This is a genomic window from Mycobacterium scrofulaceum, assembly GCF_002086735.1.
GTDB classification, from domain to species: Bacteria; Actinomycetota; Actinomycetes; order Mycobacteriales; family Mycobacteriaceae; genus Mycobacterium; species Mycobacterium scrofulaceum.
Map to the genome: position 1 here is coordinate 18,721 of NZ_MVIJ01000050.1, position 15,432 is coordinate 34,152.

14 protein-coding genes and 2 pseudogenes are annotated in these 15,432 nt (G+C 63.0%); 7 read left to right on the forward strand and 9 right to left on the reverse strand.

Annotated elements, in window-relative coordinates; all coding sequences use genetic code 11:
• Position 1: 1 nt before the first annotated feature.
• Genes BST44_RS23890 through BST44_RS23900 form a run of 3 tightly spaced genes read left to right on the forward strand, consistent with a single transcriptional unit; the run spans position 2 to position 2,763 of the window.
• Positions 2-1,456: an MCE family protein gene (locus BST44_RS23890; protein ID WP_026071521.1), complete on the forward strand. Its 1,455-nt coding sequence runs from the start codon at positions 2-4 to the stop codon at positions 1,454-1,456.
• 42 nt (positions 1,457-1,498) lie between these two features.
• Complete coding sequence (locus BST44_RS23895) at positions 1,499-2,104, forward strand: Rv1363c family protein (protein WP_009953960.1); 606 nt, start codon at positions 1,499-1,501, stop codon at positions 2,102-2,104.
• Positions 2,101-2,763 carry a hypothetical protein gene (locus tag BST44_RS23900; protein ID WP_009953961.1) on the forward strand — a complete coding sequence of 221 codons (663 nt, stop codon included), beginning with the start codon at positions 2,101-2,103 and terminating at the stop codon, positions 2,761-2,763. The genes BST44_RS23895 and BST44_RS23900 overlap by 4 nt, the downstream gene beginning before the upstream one ends.
• 694 nt (positions 2,764-3,457) lie before the next feature.
• Here BST44_RS23900 and BST44_RS23905 read toward each other — a convergent pair.
• Positions 3,458-5,104 (reverse strand): ParB/RepB/Spo0J family partition protein, encoded by a 1,647-nt coding sequence (locus tag BST44_RS23905; protein ID WP_047322052.1) that lies wholly within the window; start codon positions 5,102-5,104, stop codon positions 3,458-3,460.
• Between the two features lie 1,115 nt (positions 5,105-6,219).
• Between BST44_RS23905 and BST44_RS23910 the strand changes: the two genes are divergently transcribed.
• The gene (locus BST44_RS23910; protein WP_083179513.1) at positions 6,220-7,071 is read left to right on the forward strand and encodes a hypothetical protein; all 852 of its coding nucleotides are present in this window, start codon (positions 6,220-6,222) and stop codon (positions 7,069-7,071) included.
• A 270-nt stretch (positions 7,072-7,341) separates the two neighbouring features.
• On the opposite strand, the gene BST44_RS23915 is transcribed toward BST44_RS23910, so the two are convergent.
• Complete coding sequence (locus BST44_RS23915) at positions 7,342-7,602, reverse strand: hypothetical protein (RefSeq protein WP_047322050.1); 261 nt, start codon at positions 7,600-7,602, stop codon at positions 7,342-7,344.
• Positions 7,603-7,681: 79 nt separating this feature from the next.
• Here BST44_RS23915 and BST44_RS29730 point away from each other — a divergent pair, with 79 nt between their 5' ends.
• Entirely contained in the window at positions 7,682-7,915 is a 234-nt protein-coding gene (locus BST44_RS29730; protein ID WP_047322049.1) for a hypothetical protein, read from the forward strand.
• Positions 7,916-8,106: 191 nt separating this feature from the next.
• Here BST44_RS29730 and BST44_RS23920 read toward each other — a convergent pair whose 3' ends face one another.
• From BST44_RS23920 to BST44_RS23950, 7 genes and pseudogenes are all read right to left on the reverse strand, one after another.
• Positions 8,107-8,979, reverse strand: coding sequence for a pentapeptide repeat-containing protein (locus BST44_RS23920; RefSeq protein WP_082147492.1), 873 nt, complete (start codon positions 8,977-8,979; stop codon positions 8,107-8,109).
• Positions 8,980-9,210: 231 nt separating this feature from the next.
• Entirely contained in the window at positions 9,211-9,492 is a 282-nt protein-coding gene (locus BST44_RS23925; RefSeq protein ID WP_052955269.1) for a type II toxin-antitoxin system RelE family toxin, read from the reverse strand.
• Positions 9,489-9,758, reverse strand: coding sequence for a type II toxin-antitoxin system Phd/YefM family antitoxin (locus BST44_RS23930; protein WP_047322047.1), 270 nt, complete (start codon positions 9,756-9,758; stop codon positions 9,489-9,491). Before BST44_RS23930 ends, BST44_RS23925 begins: the two co-directional genes overlap by 4 nt.
• A 115-nt stretch (positions 9,759-9,873) precedes the next feature.
• Positions 9,874-10,539: an RES family NAD+ phosphorylase gene (locus BST44_RS23935; protein WP_047322046.1), complete on the reverse strand. Its 666-nt coding sequence runs from the start codon at positions 10,537-10,539 to the stop codon at positions 9,874-9,876.
• Entirely contained in the window at positions 10,536-11,123 is a 588-nt protein-coding gene (locus BST44_RS23940; protein WP_047322045.1) for a hypothetical protein, read from the reverse strand. The genes BST44_RS23935 and BST44_RS23940 overlap by 4 nt, the downstream gene beginning before the upstream one ends.
• Positions 11,124-11,971: 848 nt before the next feature.
• Positions 11,972-12,130: pseudogene (locus BST44_RS23945) on the reverse strand (SAM-dependent methyltransferase); the annotation flags it as partial.
• 7 nt (positions 12,131-12,137) lie between these two features.
• A pseudogene (locus BST44_RS23950) lies at positions 12,138-13,063 on the reverse strand (SAM-dependent methyltransferase).
• A gap of 479 nt (positions 13,064-13,542) precedes the next feature.
• On the opposite strand from BST44_RS23950, the gene BST44_RS23955 reads away from it, so the two are divergent.
• Positions 13,543-14,613, forward strand: coding sequence for an IS110 family RNA-guided transposase (locus BST44_RS23955; RefSeq protein ID WP_192579510.1), 1,071 nt, complete (start codon positions 13,543-13,545; stop codon positions 14,611-14,613).
• A 617-nt stretch (positions 14,614-15,230) separates the two neighbouring features.
• Positions 15,231-15,432 (forward strand): hypothetical protein (locus tag BST44_RS29735; RefSeq protein WP_142274673.1); only part of this gene is annotated, 202 nt, incomplete at its 3' end.

Consider the following 15,432-nt stretch of genomic DNA (forward strand, 5'->3'; position numbering starts at 1 on the left):
CATGCGTTTGGGCCTTCAAATCTGGATAAAGCTGAGCATTTTTGCTGCGGTGTCGGGCATCGCCGCCGCGGTGACAGTCTTCGGCTACATCAAGGTCGAGAACTTGATACCCGGTCTTGGGCAGTACAAGGTGACCGTCCAACTCTCACAAGCTGGGGGTCTATATAAGAGGGCGAACGTCACCTACCGCGGCACCTACGTCGGCCGGGTCAAGGACGTACGGATAACCCCCACCGGCGTCGACGCCGTGCTCCTCCTCAAATCAGGGCTCGACATCCCCTCCGATCTCGACGCGCAAGTCCACAGCCAATCGTCCGTCGGCGAACAATACGTTTCACTGCTGCCGCGCAACGGCAATTCCCGGCCACTGCGTGACGGTGACGTGATACCGGAGAACCACACGTCGGTGCCCCCGGACATCAACACACTGCTCAATGCGACCAACCGAGCCTTGGAGGCGATCCCGCGCGACAACCTGAAAACGGTGATCGACGAGAGCTACACCGCCGTCGGTGGACTCGGCCCGGAACTTTCCCGCATCGTCAAAGGATCCACCGCCCTGGCCACGGACGCGAGGAAAAACGTGGACTCTCTCACCGCCTTGATCGACCAATCACAGCCGGTGCTCGACTCACAGGCCGGCACCTCGCCCTCGATCCTGGCATGGTCAAAGCATCTCGCCACCATCACCGACCAGCTGCAAGGCCATGACGCAGCCGTCGCCGGTGTACTCGAAAAGGGCGGCCCGGCCGCCAACGAAGTACGTCAACTTTTCGACCGGCTGCGGCCCACCCTACCGATCATGCTCGCCAACTTGGTCAGCATCGGTCAGGTGGCCGTCACCTACCGGAACGACATCGAGCAGTTGTTAGTACTGCTGCCCCAGGCGACCGCGGTTCAGGCCGGCGGCGACGTACCCAATATGGGCACCAAACAGGCTTACCGGGGCTATTATCTCGACTTCAATCTGAACCTGAACCTGCCCCCACTATGTACCACCGGCTTCCTGCCGGCTCAGCAGCACCGAGTGCCCGAAGTAGATTACCCGGATCGCCCGGCAGGTGACCTGTATTGCCGGGCCCCCCAGGACTCGCCCTTGGCCGTGCGCGGCGTGCGCAATGTGCCCTGCGAGACGGTTCCGGGTAAACGCGCACCCACGGTCAAGATGTGTGAAAGCAACGAACATTATGTGCCGCTTAACGACGGCTTCAACTGGAAAGGTGACCCGAACGCCACCCTATCGGGCCAAGGCATCCCGCAGCTGCCACCCGGCTCACCGCCAGCGGTTGCGGGCCCGCCCGCCTCGGCGCCGCCGCCGATCGCCGCCGCCCAGTACGACCCGGCCACCGGCACCTACATCGGGCCCGACGGGCATCAATACACGCAATCCGATCTAGCCCAAACCGCGCCCAAGGATAAGACATGGCAAACAATGCTGATGCCGCCGGGCAGCTGACGAATATGACGCGCAGAACCACGACGACGGACGGAGCACGGTATGCGTGAGGCGGTTGACTTCCACGCGTCCCCGGGCGGCGACGTCGTCGACGCGGATGGGGACACCATCGAGTCTGATATAGACCCCACGGAGAACGCATCTACACCACGCTCCGCAGAATCGGTGTTCCACCTGCGGCCGACAATTCGCGTCTGTCTGACTATCGTCGTTGCCTTGTCTGTGTTGGTTGGATGGTTGGGATTTCGCAGCTACCAGACGCATCAGGCGCAGATCCAGCGAAACCAATTTCTGCAAGTGGCCAGGCAGGGCGCGCTGAACCTAACTACGATCGACTGGCGGCATGCTGACACCGATGTACAGCGCATCCTGGATGGGGCGACAGGACAGTTACACGACGATTTCGCCAAACGGTCGAAGCCGTTTATCGAGGTCGTCAAGCAAGCCAAAGCCATCACGGTCGGTACCATCAGCTCGGCAGGGCTGGAGTCGGAGACGGCCGACACCGCCCAGGTGCTGGTGGCCATGACTGTGCAAACGTCAGACGCCGCTGCGTCTGATCAGGCGCCACGAGCATGGCGAATGCGGATCTTCGTGCAGAAGACCGACGGTCAGGTCAAAGTCTCCAACGTCGAGTTCGTGCCATGAAGTTTCCGAAGTTGCTCCGCCGCGCGGACGATCACACCAATGTCGCCTCATCGGAGGAAGCGCCTGCCACGCCGGGCCCGACGGCGATCGCCGGGGACAAGCCGGACACCGATGTTGCGACTACCGAGGTCGACGAGTCAGGCGACCGTCAAAGTTCGACACCTGCGAAGCATCACATCCGCTGGGCGCGGGCGATCGTGTACGCACTACTGCCCGGCCTCGCGCTGTCGCTGGCCGTGGCCGCAGGCTTCCTGAAGTGGCAGGGCGGCTCCGCGCGCACCGCTCAGTTGGCCGCCACGGAATCCGTGCGTACCGCCACCGAAAGCACCATCGCTCTGCTGTCGTATCGGGCCGACAGCGTGGAAAAGGACCTCGAGGCCGCCCGGAGCAGACTCACCGGCAAGTTCCTTAACGCCTACACGTCACTGACCCACGACGTAGTCATCCCGGGAGCCAAGCAGAAGCACATCTCTGCGTCGGCCACGGTGCCGGCCGCAGCGCCGATAGAGGCGACCGGCAGCCATGCCGTCGTTTTGCTGTTCGTAAACCAGACCGTCACCATCGGCCAAGATTCGCCGACCAACAGCGCCTCCAGCGTCCGAGTCACGCTCGACAAAGTCGACGGTCGGTGGCTGATCGCTGAGTTCGATCCCATCTGAGCCCACGGTGATGCTGCACCAATCGTTTTCCTGCGGATCCGCCACCAATATGAGAATCTCATTAGTCGCGCTGGGCTCCCGAGCGAGGCTCCGTCAGGCCGCGGCGCGAGTCGCGAGCCAGTGGGTGCAGGAGTCGCTGCGCCAGATCGGCTTCGCTATGTAGTGGGCCCAGGGGGCGAGGCACTCTACATCGACCGTCATGATTTTCCGAGCGGACGAATTTGGGAGCGAGGGGCGTCGGAGTCAGCGCAAACTACCGATAGTCTGACTCGGCCTCGGAGATAAGCGCCCGGGTCATTTACCCCCCTCGGGCCAAACTCGTTGATACGCAGTGTGTTAGGCCCCGGCTGACACCGACACGACGCGTAATGTCCTAAAGCGCTGTCACAGCGACACTTTCGTGTCACCCAACGTGTCATCTTAACAATTGGAATCCTTCGGCGGGCACGATTTAGCGAAATCGTTGTCCCGGCGGCCGTTGCGATACGAAACCAAGCCAGGTCGCGCATTGAAATTCAACACAACCCTCTGGTTTTAGGATCCGCCACGAAGATGAGAACAATATGTCCGCCATTTCCATGAGAATTCTAGAGACCTGCATGTCAGGGCATCGCCGTCCGCCACGCAGCTTGAGAACCTACAGCCGCGAAAGGTGGGGCCAGAACCGACGTCCTGACCCCACCCGAGAGACGCGTTACTCCTTCACCGCATCGGCCAAGTACTGCTCGTACACGTCATCGGCGCTCTTGGCCTTGGTCACAACTTCCTCGACGGGGGCCAGCGGGTAATCGTTGTCGGCGAGCCAGCGCAGATACTCGCTGCTGCCCACGTGGTGGCCCCACCAGCCTGTGTTATTGCGCCAGGCGTCTTTGGGGGTCCGCGATTCCAGAGCGCCGAGCACCAGGGCCAGCGTGAGCACCTGGGCGCGCCCGTCGCCATTGGCGGGCAGATCGGCCACGAGCTTGGCCACGGCTTGGCCGCTGTCCACACCGAGCAGTTCGGCGGTGGTGTCCAGCGCGTTGTTGTTGGTGAGCAACGCGTTGTCACGAGCCAAGCAGTCAGCGACGAACATGGCCGCACCCTTAGGTGGGGTCTTACGCGCCAACAACTTTTTGACGAACTCTCGCCGCACACCGAGAGCGGCATCCCCGAGTTTGTTGAGCGCTAACACTTTCCGGCGCTCCCGCTTCTCGGTCTCGGCCTTGTCAAGCGCGGCTTGCTGACGTGCGGCCTGGCGAGCCTCGTCGTCCAAGTCGATCGCGTCGCCGGTGTCGGTGTCCACCAGTCCGGCCTGCCGCGCGAACCAGCTCTGCGGGGTCAGTGCTGCGGAACGGTAGTCGAGGCAGTAGTAATCGGGGGTGAACACCTCCTTGTCGGTGACCGTGTTGGCGTGGCGCAGCCCCTCGGCGGGTGTGGCGTCTGGCTGATCCTCGGTGTCCCAGTCCACGCTCTGTTCGTCCACGACCTCGCCGGTTTCCACGTCGCACAGGGCGGTGTCGTCGACGAGAAACACGGCCCAGTGGGCGGGGTTGGTGACAGCGGTGTCGTCGGCTTCGTCACCTTCGGCGGTCACCAGGTGGTGCAGCGGTATACAGGCCGGGTCCCACGACTCCGGGCGCTGCTCGAGGATGGTGAACCCCTTATCGGCGAAAGGCTGGGCGGCGTGGGCTCGGGCCTGGGCGGTGTCGCGTTCTTGCCGGAGCTGGGCGACCGTGTGCTCGAACCAGGTCCCCCCCGCCGACCTCATTAGCCGGTCCACCGCGCCGGGTATGTCCTCGAACTCGGTGATCGCAGCGGCTTCGGTCAGGCTGAGTTGACCGCTGGCCAGGGCGTCCATGGCGGTGGCCGACCGTGCTGCTGTGTGAGCAGCCTTTACGGCGTCCTTGCCGACAGATAACCGCTTGGCCACTTTGGCCACCGACAGCCCTGCATCGATCATCTGCTGGATGCCGCGTGCCCGCTGGGCGTCGGTGAGATCGCGCTTCTGATCGTTCGTCACGATCTGGTGCACGATGCGGTCGATGGTCTCCTGGCTGGCATCGGAGGCGGTGGACGGCAGCACGTAGACCGGAACGCTGGTCAAGCCGACCTCGCGGGCGGCAAGGGTGCGCCGCTGCCCGTTGCGGACCCGGATGACCTCGGTCCGCTCGGGGTCACGCACAGCCGTGATCGGCACCAGGACTCCGTTTTCGGCGATGTTAGCGATGAACGCCTTGCTCAATCCTGCGTCGTCGCGGACGTTGTCACCGATGTCGAGCAGCGTCGGGTCGAGGTGTTCCAGCGTCCCGATGGTCTGGTCGACGGCGGCGGCGTTGCTGTCGGTGTTGGTTGTGTCGGTCATGGTTGAACCTTTCTGTGTGCGGCAGGCGTTCACATGGCCGCCTGCTCTTTTTGCCTTCTGGCAATTGAGATTTGGCCCGGTATAGGGGCGCGGAGTGCAAGGTCCGGGCGCGCAGTTGGCCGCCGCGAGCGAAGCGCGCGTGTCGGGTAACTGCGCGAGCCTTGCGCCCGGAGCGAAGCGGAGGCCGTGGCCTTGGCGCGCAGCGAACCGCCGGGCAACAATCGAAAAAGCCAGAAAGGCAGACGAATATCGGCTTGGGCCGGGACGGTCCAAGCTGTTCAGTAGCGCCGCAGGCGCTTCAACTTCACTTCGACGCTACGATCGCGGAAATGGGACTTCGGCAGACCCGGCGTGGATGGGAGGAACCCCGCCCATCACGATGCCCCGAATGCGCCGCGGAGCTCGGCCCCAACCAGGTGCTTGTCGGAGTAGCGCACTGCCGCTGCGGACGGATGCACCGTTCCCACTCTTGTCGGCGCTGCGAGCACACGATTTACACTCCGCCCCTGGGTGATTCATGCCTGTTGCAGTCGCTTGACGACCGTCGATGAGAGACCAGGCCCATACGCCAAGTGTCTTGGTCTTGTCCAGGCGACCTCGGGAGCTGCGCGCGTTGGTAGGGTGGGAAGACCTGCGCCGGCATCGCCGGTCATACGCGACACGCCGAACCAGCTAAGCAGTCTTTTGCTGATAACCGTCAATTGATCGGAGCCACCGCGATATGGGCACCCCCGTTTGCTGAACGTAGGCAAACCAGTGCGAGTACCAGCCTGGGAATGCGCGGAATGTCCTGGGTGCCTACCTTTGCCGGCTTCGCCGGCTGAGCTGCGAAGACCCTGAAACGCACCGGCAGTTTCGTGCGGCCGGGCTCAAGGGTCACGAACTGAAATTGCCGCTGAGCTGTAGCGTTGAGGTAGCTAACCGGCCAGAGGCGGGGGGACTTGACCCCCTAAGTCCCGTTTTCACCGCAGACCCAGAGCTCACGGGCCGCGAAATCGAAGGTCAGTTGCCCGCGCCCGGTACCTGGGTAGAAGCGCGGGTCGCAAACGGGCGCGCCTAGTACACCGCGTTTTCACCGAAATTCCACCGGATTTTCGGCTGTAGCGAATTCCACGATGGCGGCCCTACCCGACCGGGGCAGCCGCGACGATTTGCCCATAACGCCTGCCGACGCGGCACGGCGCTGGCTGTTTATGCATCTGGACAGCGGTTATACGGGCGGCCGGCGGTTTTCTGCGGACGCTGAGAAGAGGTGGACCGCCTATCGTCAGGAACAGGCATCGACTCCAGAGCAAAGGACACCCATCGTGAGCGCACCGTTTGACCATCCGCTCGATATCCGGACCGACGAGCTGATCAGCGAGTTCATCAGCGCGATGGATTCGGCCGGCATCGCCGAGCAACCACACATCTTCGGTACCTTCCCGACTGATGGTGGCGACTGGCTTCAACCGATGCACGACGTCACCGCCGAGGGCTGGTATGTCCCCACCACATTTGGGCCGGCGCCGGGATACGTCATAACCCGAACCGCAACGATGTACCCCCTGTCGCAGCCAAGGGAACTCGCGCAGACCGCCGTCGCGCGGGAACCTGAACTTGCACTGCCAAGTGTGAGCAAAAATCCGGGCCTCGCGGAGTGGACCCTGTTTCTACACAACTGCATCCAAGAAGCTGACCGGGACATCATCGACCGCGCCCTGTGCGCAGAGAACATCGACGATAGAGCTGGAATCATGACCGTCGAGTTCATCTCTCAGATGCGCGCTCGTGAAATCGCGCCCACCCGACAGCTTTCGTACACCTCGGCCAGGAGCTGCTGGACGGGGGCATGTGCGAGACCGACCTGGAAGCAGAAACAATCAGCGGAGTGGAGACTGATGGCTGGCTACTGGAACCGCCGCGTGATGCAGAGCTTTTCGACTACACCAACGAGCCGGTGCACCGCGCTAGCCGCTCCTACGTGATTACTCCTCGAGCTGAAAGATTCCTGCTACGCCAACCCAGCTCGCTGGCCAAGTCTGGTGCGGGGGTTCCTATAGTTTGCGTTCCGAGCGCTAGCAGGCATCCCTCGGTCGGCCCGCTGAACTTCGATGTTCGGGAAGATCGAGCAGAGATTTTCGATGAAATCGAGGACTACATCGCAGTCATCTGCCATGCGCTGAACCGGCTTGACGGCATAATCGACGAGTCGGAGATCGGGTGAAGCATCACGGGGCGGTGTTTCAAGTGGAAGGTCAGGTCAGCACATCGGGGCCGAGATAGCGAATGACCGGGGTTGCGCCGTCAAGGTCCCACAGGATCAGGTAATCACGGTCGGGGTCGGGGATGGTGATCGCCCATAGCCGGCCGGGCCGGATGAGGCGCCGGCGGACCGCCGCGGCAGCAGAATCGGCTTCGATGCGGTCGAGCCATTCGTCAATCCGCGCCGCTAAGGCGGGGTGGGCGTCGTAGAGCCGCACCAATTCGTCGTGAGGCTCCGGGTCCATCTCCAGCACATTCAGATCCTACCCCAATACCCCGTTGCCCCTAAGCCCCAATTGAACATCTGGGGCAAGGCGGGTTATCATTGACTATGTGGAACCCGTGGTGATTGAAGTGGATAGTCGGCGCCGAATCAGTCTGGGCAAACTAGGCCACCACGACAAGTATCTGGCGACCGAGCAGGCCGATGGAACGATCGTGTTGGAACCAGCGGTCATCTTGAGTGCAGCCGAACACGCTTATCTACGAAATCCATCGCTGCAGCGGCAAATTGAAGACAATCGAGCCCATCCCGAGCGGCGGCGCGGGAGGCCCTCTCGCGCTTAGGTTCTCTCCCAACTGCTTACCGCTTGCAGTCATCACCACTGCCCGCTATGAGAGAAGGCGGAGGCAGTCAAGCAGATAATGAGACCTCAAAGTTGCCGGGCGGCACGGGTGGTCGAAGGACAGTGGTAACTGCGTTTTGGGATGCCCCTATCGTCGCCCGGGCTTTCCGTACAAACCACCTGCCTGGCGGCTCAGAGTTGGTAGCTACCGCCCTGAATGGAGATGTGCGATCCAGTCAAAACCGCACCATCCCAACGGGTTTTCTCAATCAGAATGTCAGTAAGGCGGGCACCCGTCAGGTTGGCACCACGAAAATCGACGTTGTAAAGGGTTGCGCCATCCATGTCGGCTCCGGTGAGGTTCGCACCGCGGAAGTCGGTCGTTTGGGACCCGTTTAACTGGCATTGTCGCAGCTTCGCGTTCGTTAAATTCGCCCCCCGAAAATCAGCGCCACCGAGCGCGGTTTTGTAGAAATCCGCTCCTACGAGAACTGCGCCGAGCCATACCGAGTTACCGGCCTCGGCTTCGGAAAGGCGCATTCCGCAGGCTCGCGCGGCGGGCGCGGTCACGTGCGCCAAGTTTGCCCCCAGGGCGTCGAAACCATCGAGTTCTGCTCCGGTGAGGTCCGCCCCCGCGAGGACTGCCCCCAAGGATGCGGAAGCACCTATTAGCCGTGCTCCTACCAGCTTTGCCTTCTCGAAACTCGCCGTGCCAAGCCTGGCTCCGGTCAGGTCCGCGCCGGCTAGGTGACACCCGTCGAAGTCCACCGGCTGGGCTTGGCTGAAGTCAGCACCCCGCAGATCCGCGCGCGTGTAATCGGTTAGTCTGCGCAACAACAATGCCAACACCTGCGCGGCACCGCTGCGGACATGGTCTGAAACTCGGTAAGCCCCATCGCCTCGGACTACCGCACAGCACAGGTCTGTTGCGGCCCGAAGCACAGACGTTGTGGCCCCTTCGGGGCCGACCAGCTCAAACAGCGCTTGGAGTCCACGGCTGTGTGACTTTGACTCTTGTGCGCGCAAATCGTCGACGACGGCCTGAAAATCACGATCGGTGTACATATCCGCATTGTCGTGCAAGAGTGCGACACGGCGGTGGTTTACCCGTCCGGCCGCCCGGTGCGCCGCCGGTAGAGCCGCCGGGTCGGTGCAATTGTTGCACTCCGTCGTCAACACGAATCCGTTGATGCGCCAGCACTATTCGTCACAGTGACGAATAGTGCTGGCCTCGTCGGCCTGGTTCGTCGACAGGGCCAGCGCCGCGGAAGTGCACCGCTCACACTGGCGGGCCGCTCATGGTTGGCGGTAGATGTGTGCGCGGTGCTCGATGCGACCGATCAACAGGACCCGGTCGTCTTCGAGAATCCGGAATGCGACGCGGTAATCGCCGCGCCGGGCGACGCGCCAGCCAGCGAATTCGAAGCTCAACGGTTTGGATAGCCGGTTCGGGTCGGTGGGCAGTGTGCCTGTGATGAATTCGGCGATCGCTTTGGCGACTTTCAGCGGTAGACGGTCGAGTGCCCGGATCGCGGTAGGCGAGAAGTGAACGGACCAGGACGCTTCTTCGCAGCTCACCTGAGTCCGTATCGCCGGCGGATCTCCTCGCCAGTGACGGTATTGCCGGCAGCGTAGTCGGCATCGGCCTGCGCGAGGTCTTCGGCAAAACCGGGTGTTCGCAGTGCGTGCAGCGTCTCGTTGAGTGAATCCAGATCGTCGGCAGACATCAGGACCGCGGCGGCGCGCCCGTGTCGGGTGATCTGAATGATTTCGTGGGTGGTGTCGGCCTCGTCGACGAGCGCGGAGAGCTTGTCCTTGGCCTCCGAGAGCGGTACGTTCTTCATGGTAAAACTATAGCCTAATTATTAGCCGCCACCTAGCCTAACAGTTAGCCGATAATGTACGGATGGTCAACCAATTGCCGCCGGAGAACCGGCGGGTTATCGGCTCGGGCGCACGTCAGATGACGGAGTAGCCGAGCCGTTCCGCGGTGCCGGCGAGCCGCGAGACCAAGGCGGGATGTGTCAGTGGCAGGGAGATGGTCGGCCGTTGGGGCATGGCGGTGGCGCCGGGCAAGAAGAGGGCTGCGCACGGGTGGCCGGCGAATCGGCTGTTGTAGCGAACGCCGTCGAGATCGGGGAACGCTTCGACGATGGCGCGCGCCCACCGTTGTGTGATCGGGTGCGGAGCGGTCGACATCGCGAAGGTTCCTCCGGCCCTGGTTGCCCAGGCCCCGTCACTGTCGACGGCCAGATCGAGCAGGGACAACGTCCGGGTGAAGGCAAGCCCGGTCAGGTACGGACGGACGCGAGCACGGTCGATTGTGCGATCGCCTTGGAAGGCCTCGGCGATCGCTGCATCGAGTGTGCCTGCCCCATACCACACCGCGCAGTCGGCGTGTTCCCGAGCGGGCTCGGGATGCGGATCGAAGCGCAGCACTGGGCCGTAGTGGCGGAATTCGTTCCACGCCAACACAAAATCGCCTTCGGTGCGGTGCACTCGCCACCAGGTCTCCGACGAAGAGACGATGCGAAGCTCCGCGTCGCGGATGCCGATCTTGCGCAGCTGCGATCCAGGCGGCGGATCAGGCAAGGTTAAATGAGGCCAGGTGGGGCCAGGCGTCATCGGCTGGCCCAGTCGGCCGCCTCAACAAGGCGCAAGACCGGGTCGACGTCGCCGCCGCTTTGAAGCCACTCCAACGGGTGTACCGGGCGACTCTGCAGCGCCAGATCCGGATGGGGGGTACGCAGGAACCCCGCGACTGCCACCGGATGCAAGTTGGGTGCCAGTGCGACGAATACCCGGTCCAAACCCCGAATCTGCTTGTGGGGCAGGCCTGTCTGCGGGTCAGTCTCGAACTGCAGCGCCGGAAATACCCAGGCACCATTGTCATTGATCGCCCAGAGCGTCCTGGCGAGCCGGCGCTGGCGCACGCGCGATTCGTTGACGTTCAACGCTATCGCCACTTCGCGGGCCGAGTGGGCGGTGTTGACGAGCAGTGCCACGTGGGCCACCGTGTCGGCGGCAACCCGCGCGTATGCATCCGGGTCTTCCGTGAAACCGGCGTCATCGAGGAGGCGCGCCTCATCCGGGGAAAGCTCGGCAGCCCAGGGCCGGATGGCCGGGAGTGTCTTGAGCGCGGCGAGCATGTCGTCGCGGCGGAGACGGAACTTCTGATACAACAAGACGTCGAGCTCGTCAGCAGTCATCACTCACACACCTCCACAGGACTAACGTTACTTAACAATGTACGCTATCGTTAGCCACCGGGCAAGGCCGGCTCGGCGTCCGTGAGCAAACCGACTCCCGGACAAGCATGACTGACGTGGGAGGGGTGGGGGCCGGCGATCACCTTGACAGGGCATGACATGTCGCCGACGGCCGACTTGCGTCCTGTCGGTGTGCCAACGGTTGTCGATCGCACGGTGACGCGGCGTGCGCCTATCGGCGACCGAGTTATGGAATGCACTGTGTTGTCGATGGTTTCGCTGAACTACCACCACAGCGGAATACGTCACTGTGACGAAAGACGGTCGGTACCAGCTAGTTCGATGATACCCACCCCAATGTGCCAGCGGCGACGATGGTCTGGTGCGCAGCGACCGGCGACCCGCTTCGCGGTGAATCTCTAGAAGCCGGTGTCGATCTTCTCCTGAGCGAACCCTGGTGTTGCGGCGGCTTGCCCCCGGCGGCGGGTGTAGGTGCGGGCACCTCACCGTGTCGGCGTCCAGCACCAATCATGCTTGTCTAGCAACGCGTTTTACGCGCTATCATGGATAATCTACATTATCCATGAATAGGGCCGCGGGCCGGCTCATTACTTGCTGAGGCATGACTGGTGCCTCCGGAGACAGGCCGGCGTCGTTCGCAGCACTCCTCGCTCACCGCGGCGCACGTAAGCGACGCACAATACGAAGGTTGGGTCTGGGTCCGAATCCGCAACCAACCGATTCGCGCTCCACACCCGATCACGCAACAGCGGTCACCCGCCATCGTCGAAGCCTTCCCCGAACTCGAGCCGTCGGGGGCTTCGAGTTCGCCGTCGCGCAGACGGACGAAAGTCGACGCCCGCGGCGCGTACCAGCGGGTCGGCGAACGGGTCGTTGATCAGCGGCTCGGGTTCGATGCTGGCCAATACGCGCGGTGCAGCCACTATCGTCGCCGCCGCCCGCACGCTGGAAGCTAGATCCCGACTGTCGCTGTCGCTGCGTGCCATGGTGCTCCTAGTTCAGGTCGGCCCTGAGATAGACCACTTCGGCGAACGAGGCATCTGCAGCATCGATCGGTGGCAGCCCGCTCTCGGCTAGCATGTCCGCGTTGCTGCGGACAGCGGTCTCCCACGCACGGGTGGCGAAAAAGGCAGCCACGTCCGACCGACCGCCGAAATACAGCAGTTCAGCAAAGTCGAGATCGAAACCGAGTTCTCGCCACCAATTGGACTGGTTCCCCGTGCGCCGCCGGAATTCGTCCTCATCGAGGTCATCGGCGTTGGTGGGATGCCAGTGGGTGGCGAAGCGGCTGCCAGACACGCTGAGCTTTACCACCTGGTCGAGCAGCCGGTCCTGAGCGTCGGCAGGCAGGTAGCCGAGCAGCCCTTCGGCGATCCAGGCGCTCGGCAGCGCTGGATCGAAACCGGTCCGTTGCAGTGCCGCCGGCCAGTCGTCGCGCAAGTCGATCGCCACCGTGCGCCGATCCGCCATTGGCTGTGCGCCCAGTTCGGCTAGCGTCGCGGTCTTGAATTCAATCACCTGCGGCTGGTCGACTTCGAACACGATGGTGCCGGGCGCCCACGGCAACCGGTAGGCGCGGGCATCCAATCCTGAGGCCACGATGACGGCTTGCCGGATGCCGTCCCGGGCGGCGTTGAGAAAGAAGTCGTCGAAATACTTGGTGCGCACCGCCATCCAGTCGATCATCGCCCGCATGCCTTTTGCCGCGTCGGCGCGGAGGCCTTGGAGCTCACCGGTGGCGAGTTTGGTGCAAAAATCAATCCCCACCCGGCGGACCAGCGGCTCGGCGAATGGATCGTTGATCACGGCGTCGAAGCTCTGCCGGCCGCCGCTCGTGCGGCAGCCGCAACGGTGGCTGTGGCCCCGACGCTGGTCGCCAGGTCCCACGTGTCGCCGTCGAACCGCGCGCTGCCTGCCATCGCTACTCCTGAACATCTGGGTACTTAGCCAACGTAATGATCTACCGAAACTGTACGCCTCGCTGCTGACCGCCGCTGCCGACGCTGTTATTCTCGCGAGATTCGGGCCAGTCACGACCGGCACTGGCGGCGTGGGTTCGTCCGGTCACCCGGCGCTCGACTTTCGTCTGATCCTTTAAGCCCGCTGCGGCTCGGTCCATCAGATCCCGGGCGATGACCGCGATTTCGGCTTCCTGGGCCTTCTAAGTGCCCATGCAGTGGCTACCGTGCGGTCAGTGTCAGGGTGAGGTGCCGCTTGTTGCGGTGGTTGGATCCTGATCACCTGATGTTTGGCTCGTACCGTCGGTGCCGCCTTCGGGTTGGCGTGCATACGTTTTGTCGGCATCAGGTGTGAAGGACCGGCCGGCGTGACTTGATAGGAGCGTGGCATCCGCCCCCACTGAGGTTTGTCCGCCGACCGGCCCAACCGTCACCTCACAGTGAAGGAGGCAACCACCATGGTTGTTGTTGGAGCCGATGTACACAAGCGCACCCACACGTTTGTCGCGGTCGACGAGGTCGGGCGCAAGATCGGCGAGAAGGTCGTCAAAGCCGTGACCGCGGGCCATGGCGAGGCGGTGATGTGGGCTCGGGAGCGCTTCGGCGCCGATGTGGTGTGGGCGATCGAGGATTGCCGGCATCTGTCGGCCCGGTTGGAGCGTGACCTGATGGGCTTTGGTCAGTCGGTGGTGCGGGTGCCGCCGAAGCTGATGGCCCAAACTCGGGCTAGCGCGCGTACGCGGGGCAAGTCTGACCCGATCGATGCGCTTGCCGTTGCGCGGGGATTCTTGCGTGAACCCGATCTGCCGGTCGCCTCGCATGACGAGGTGTCACGTGAGTTGAAGTTATTAGTGGATCGCCGGGAAGTCCTTGTGGCGCAACGCACGGCGACGATTAACCGGTTGTTGTGGCGGGTGCACGAACTTGATCCCGAACGCGCCCCGAAGTCGCGTTCGTTGGATCTGGCCAAGCACCGCCGCATCCTGGGTGACTGGCTAGACACCGTGCCCGGGTTGGTAGCCGAGTTGGCTCGTGACGAGCTGGCTGATATCAGCCGGCTCACCGAAACGATCAACGCCTTGGCCAAGCGGATCGGACAGCGAGTTCGCCACGTCGCCCCGGTGCTGCTTTCTCTTCCGGGCTGCGGGGAGCTGACCGCGGCCAAACTAGTCGGCGAGACCGCCGGCGTGACCCGGTTTAAAAGCGCGGCTGCCTTCGCACGTCATGCCGGAGTGGCGCCTGTCCCGGTGTGGTCGGGAAACACTGCCGGCCGGGTCCGGATGACCCGATCGGGCAACCGCCAACTCAACGCCGCCCTGCACCGGATCGCCGTCACCCAGATCCGCCTCGACGGCCTCGGACAGGCCTACTACCGCAAGCGGCTCACCGAGCGTGATTCCACCGCTGAAGCTTTACGTTGCCTCAAACACCGCATTAGCCGCGTCGTCTTTCATCACCTGCGAACCGACGAACAAAACCGTCAACAGCCTTGCCACCCGGCAGCGGCTTGACATAGGAGAAACGTGTGGCGCCACAGCGCCACGCCGCACGGCACGGGCGAGATCCGCAGGTGCGTCCACGTCGCTGCCAGCCAGGCGTCGTCGTGGCGATTACGTACCCAGACCCTCGACAAGTCATAGGGGTCGTGGTGCACTTCCACCGCCAGTTGTGGGCATCGACATTGTGCGCGCCGTCGCAGACGCTCCCGACTCGGCATCGCCGATTGATGCCGTCGCTGCCCTGTCGGCCTCGAAGCCAGACTCTCGTACTTTGAGCCCATCACCCAGTCGGCGGCGCGCCAATGCCAGGCTGTTATTACTGCCAACACGGGGCTTCAGGAGCGGGACTAAGCAAGTATTCCGGCCTCGCCGCAGGGATAGCCGATGCGTTGTGCTAACGCGGCGTGGGCGGCCTAACCGCGAATCTGACTGCAATGGCAGGAGTCGCGGTTTTCGAGGTCGCCGTCGAAGGAAGGCTGGATCGACAGCACCGATGGCCGCGACCTTGCAAAACACATCCGCGAGTCATGCCGCAAACTCAAGGCGCTGGCCTCGGGTGGCTGACCTGCGCAATGGGCCTATACCGGCATGTCGGCCTAGAAACGCAGCCGCTGGCACGACGTCGATGGATGCAACTCGACCTGCGTGGCGCCGCCGAGCAAAGCGACTCCCGCCCCGATCATTTAATTCTGCGGCCACTAACGACGGTCAAGGTTAGCAATACGATGGAAATGAATATGCGCGGTTACCGGTTAGTTTCCCGTGAGTTCAGCCGGATTGAAGCGATTTCAGTTGGAACCCACGGCCTTTCGGCTGTGAAGGTTCATAACT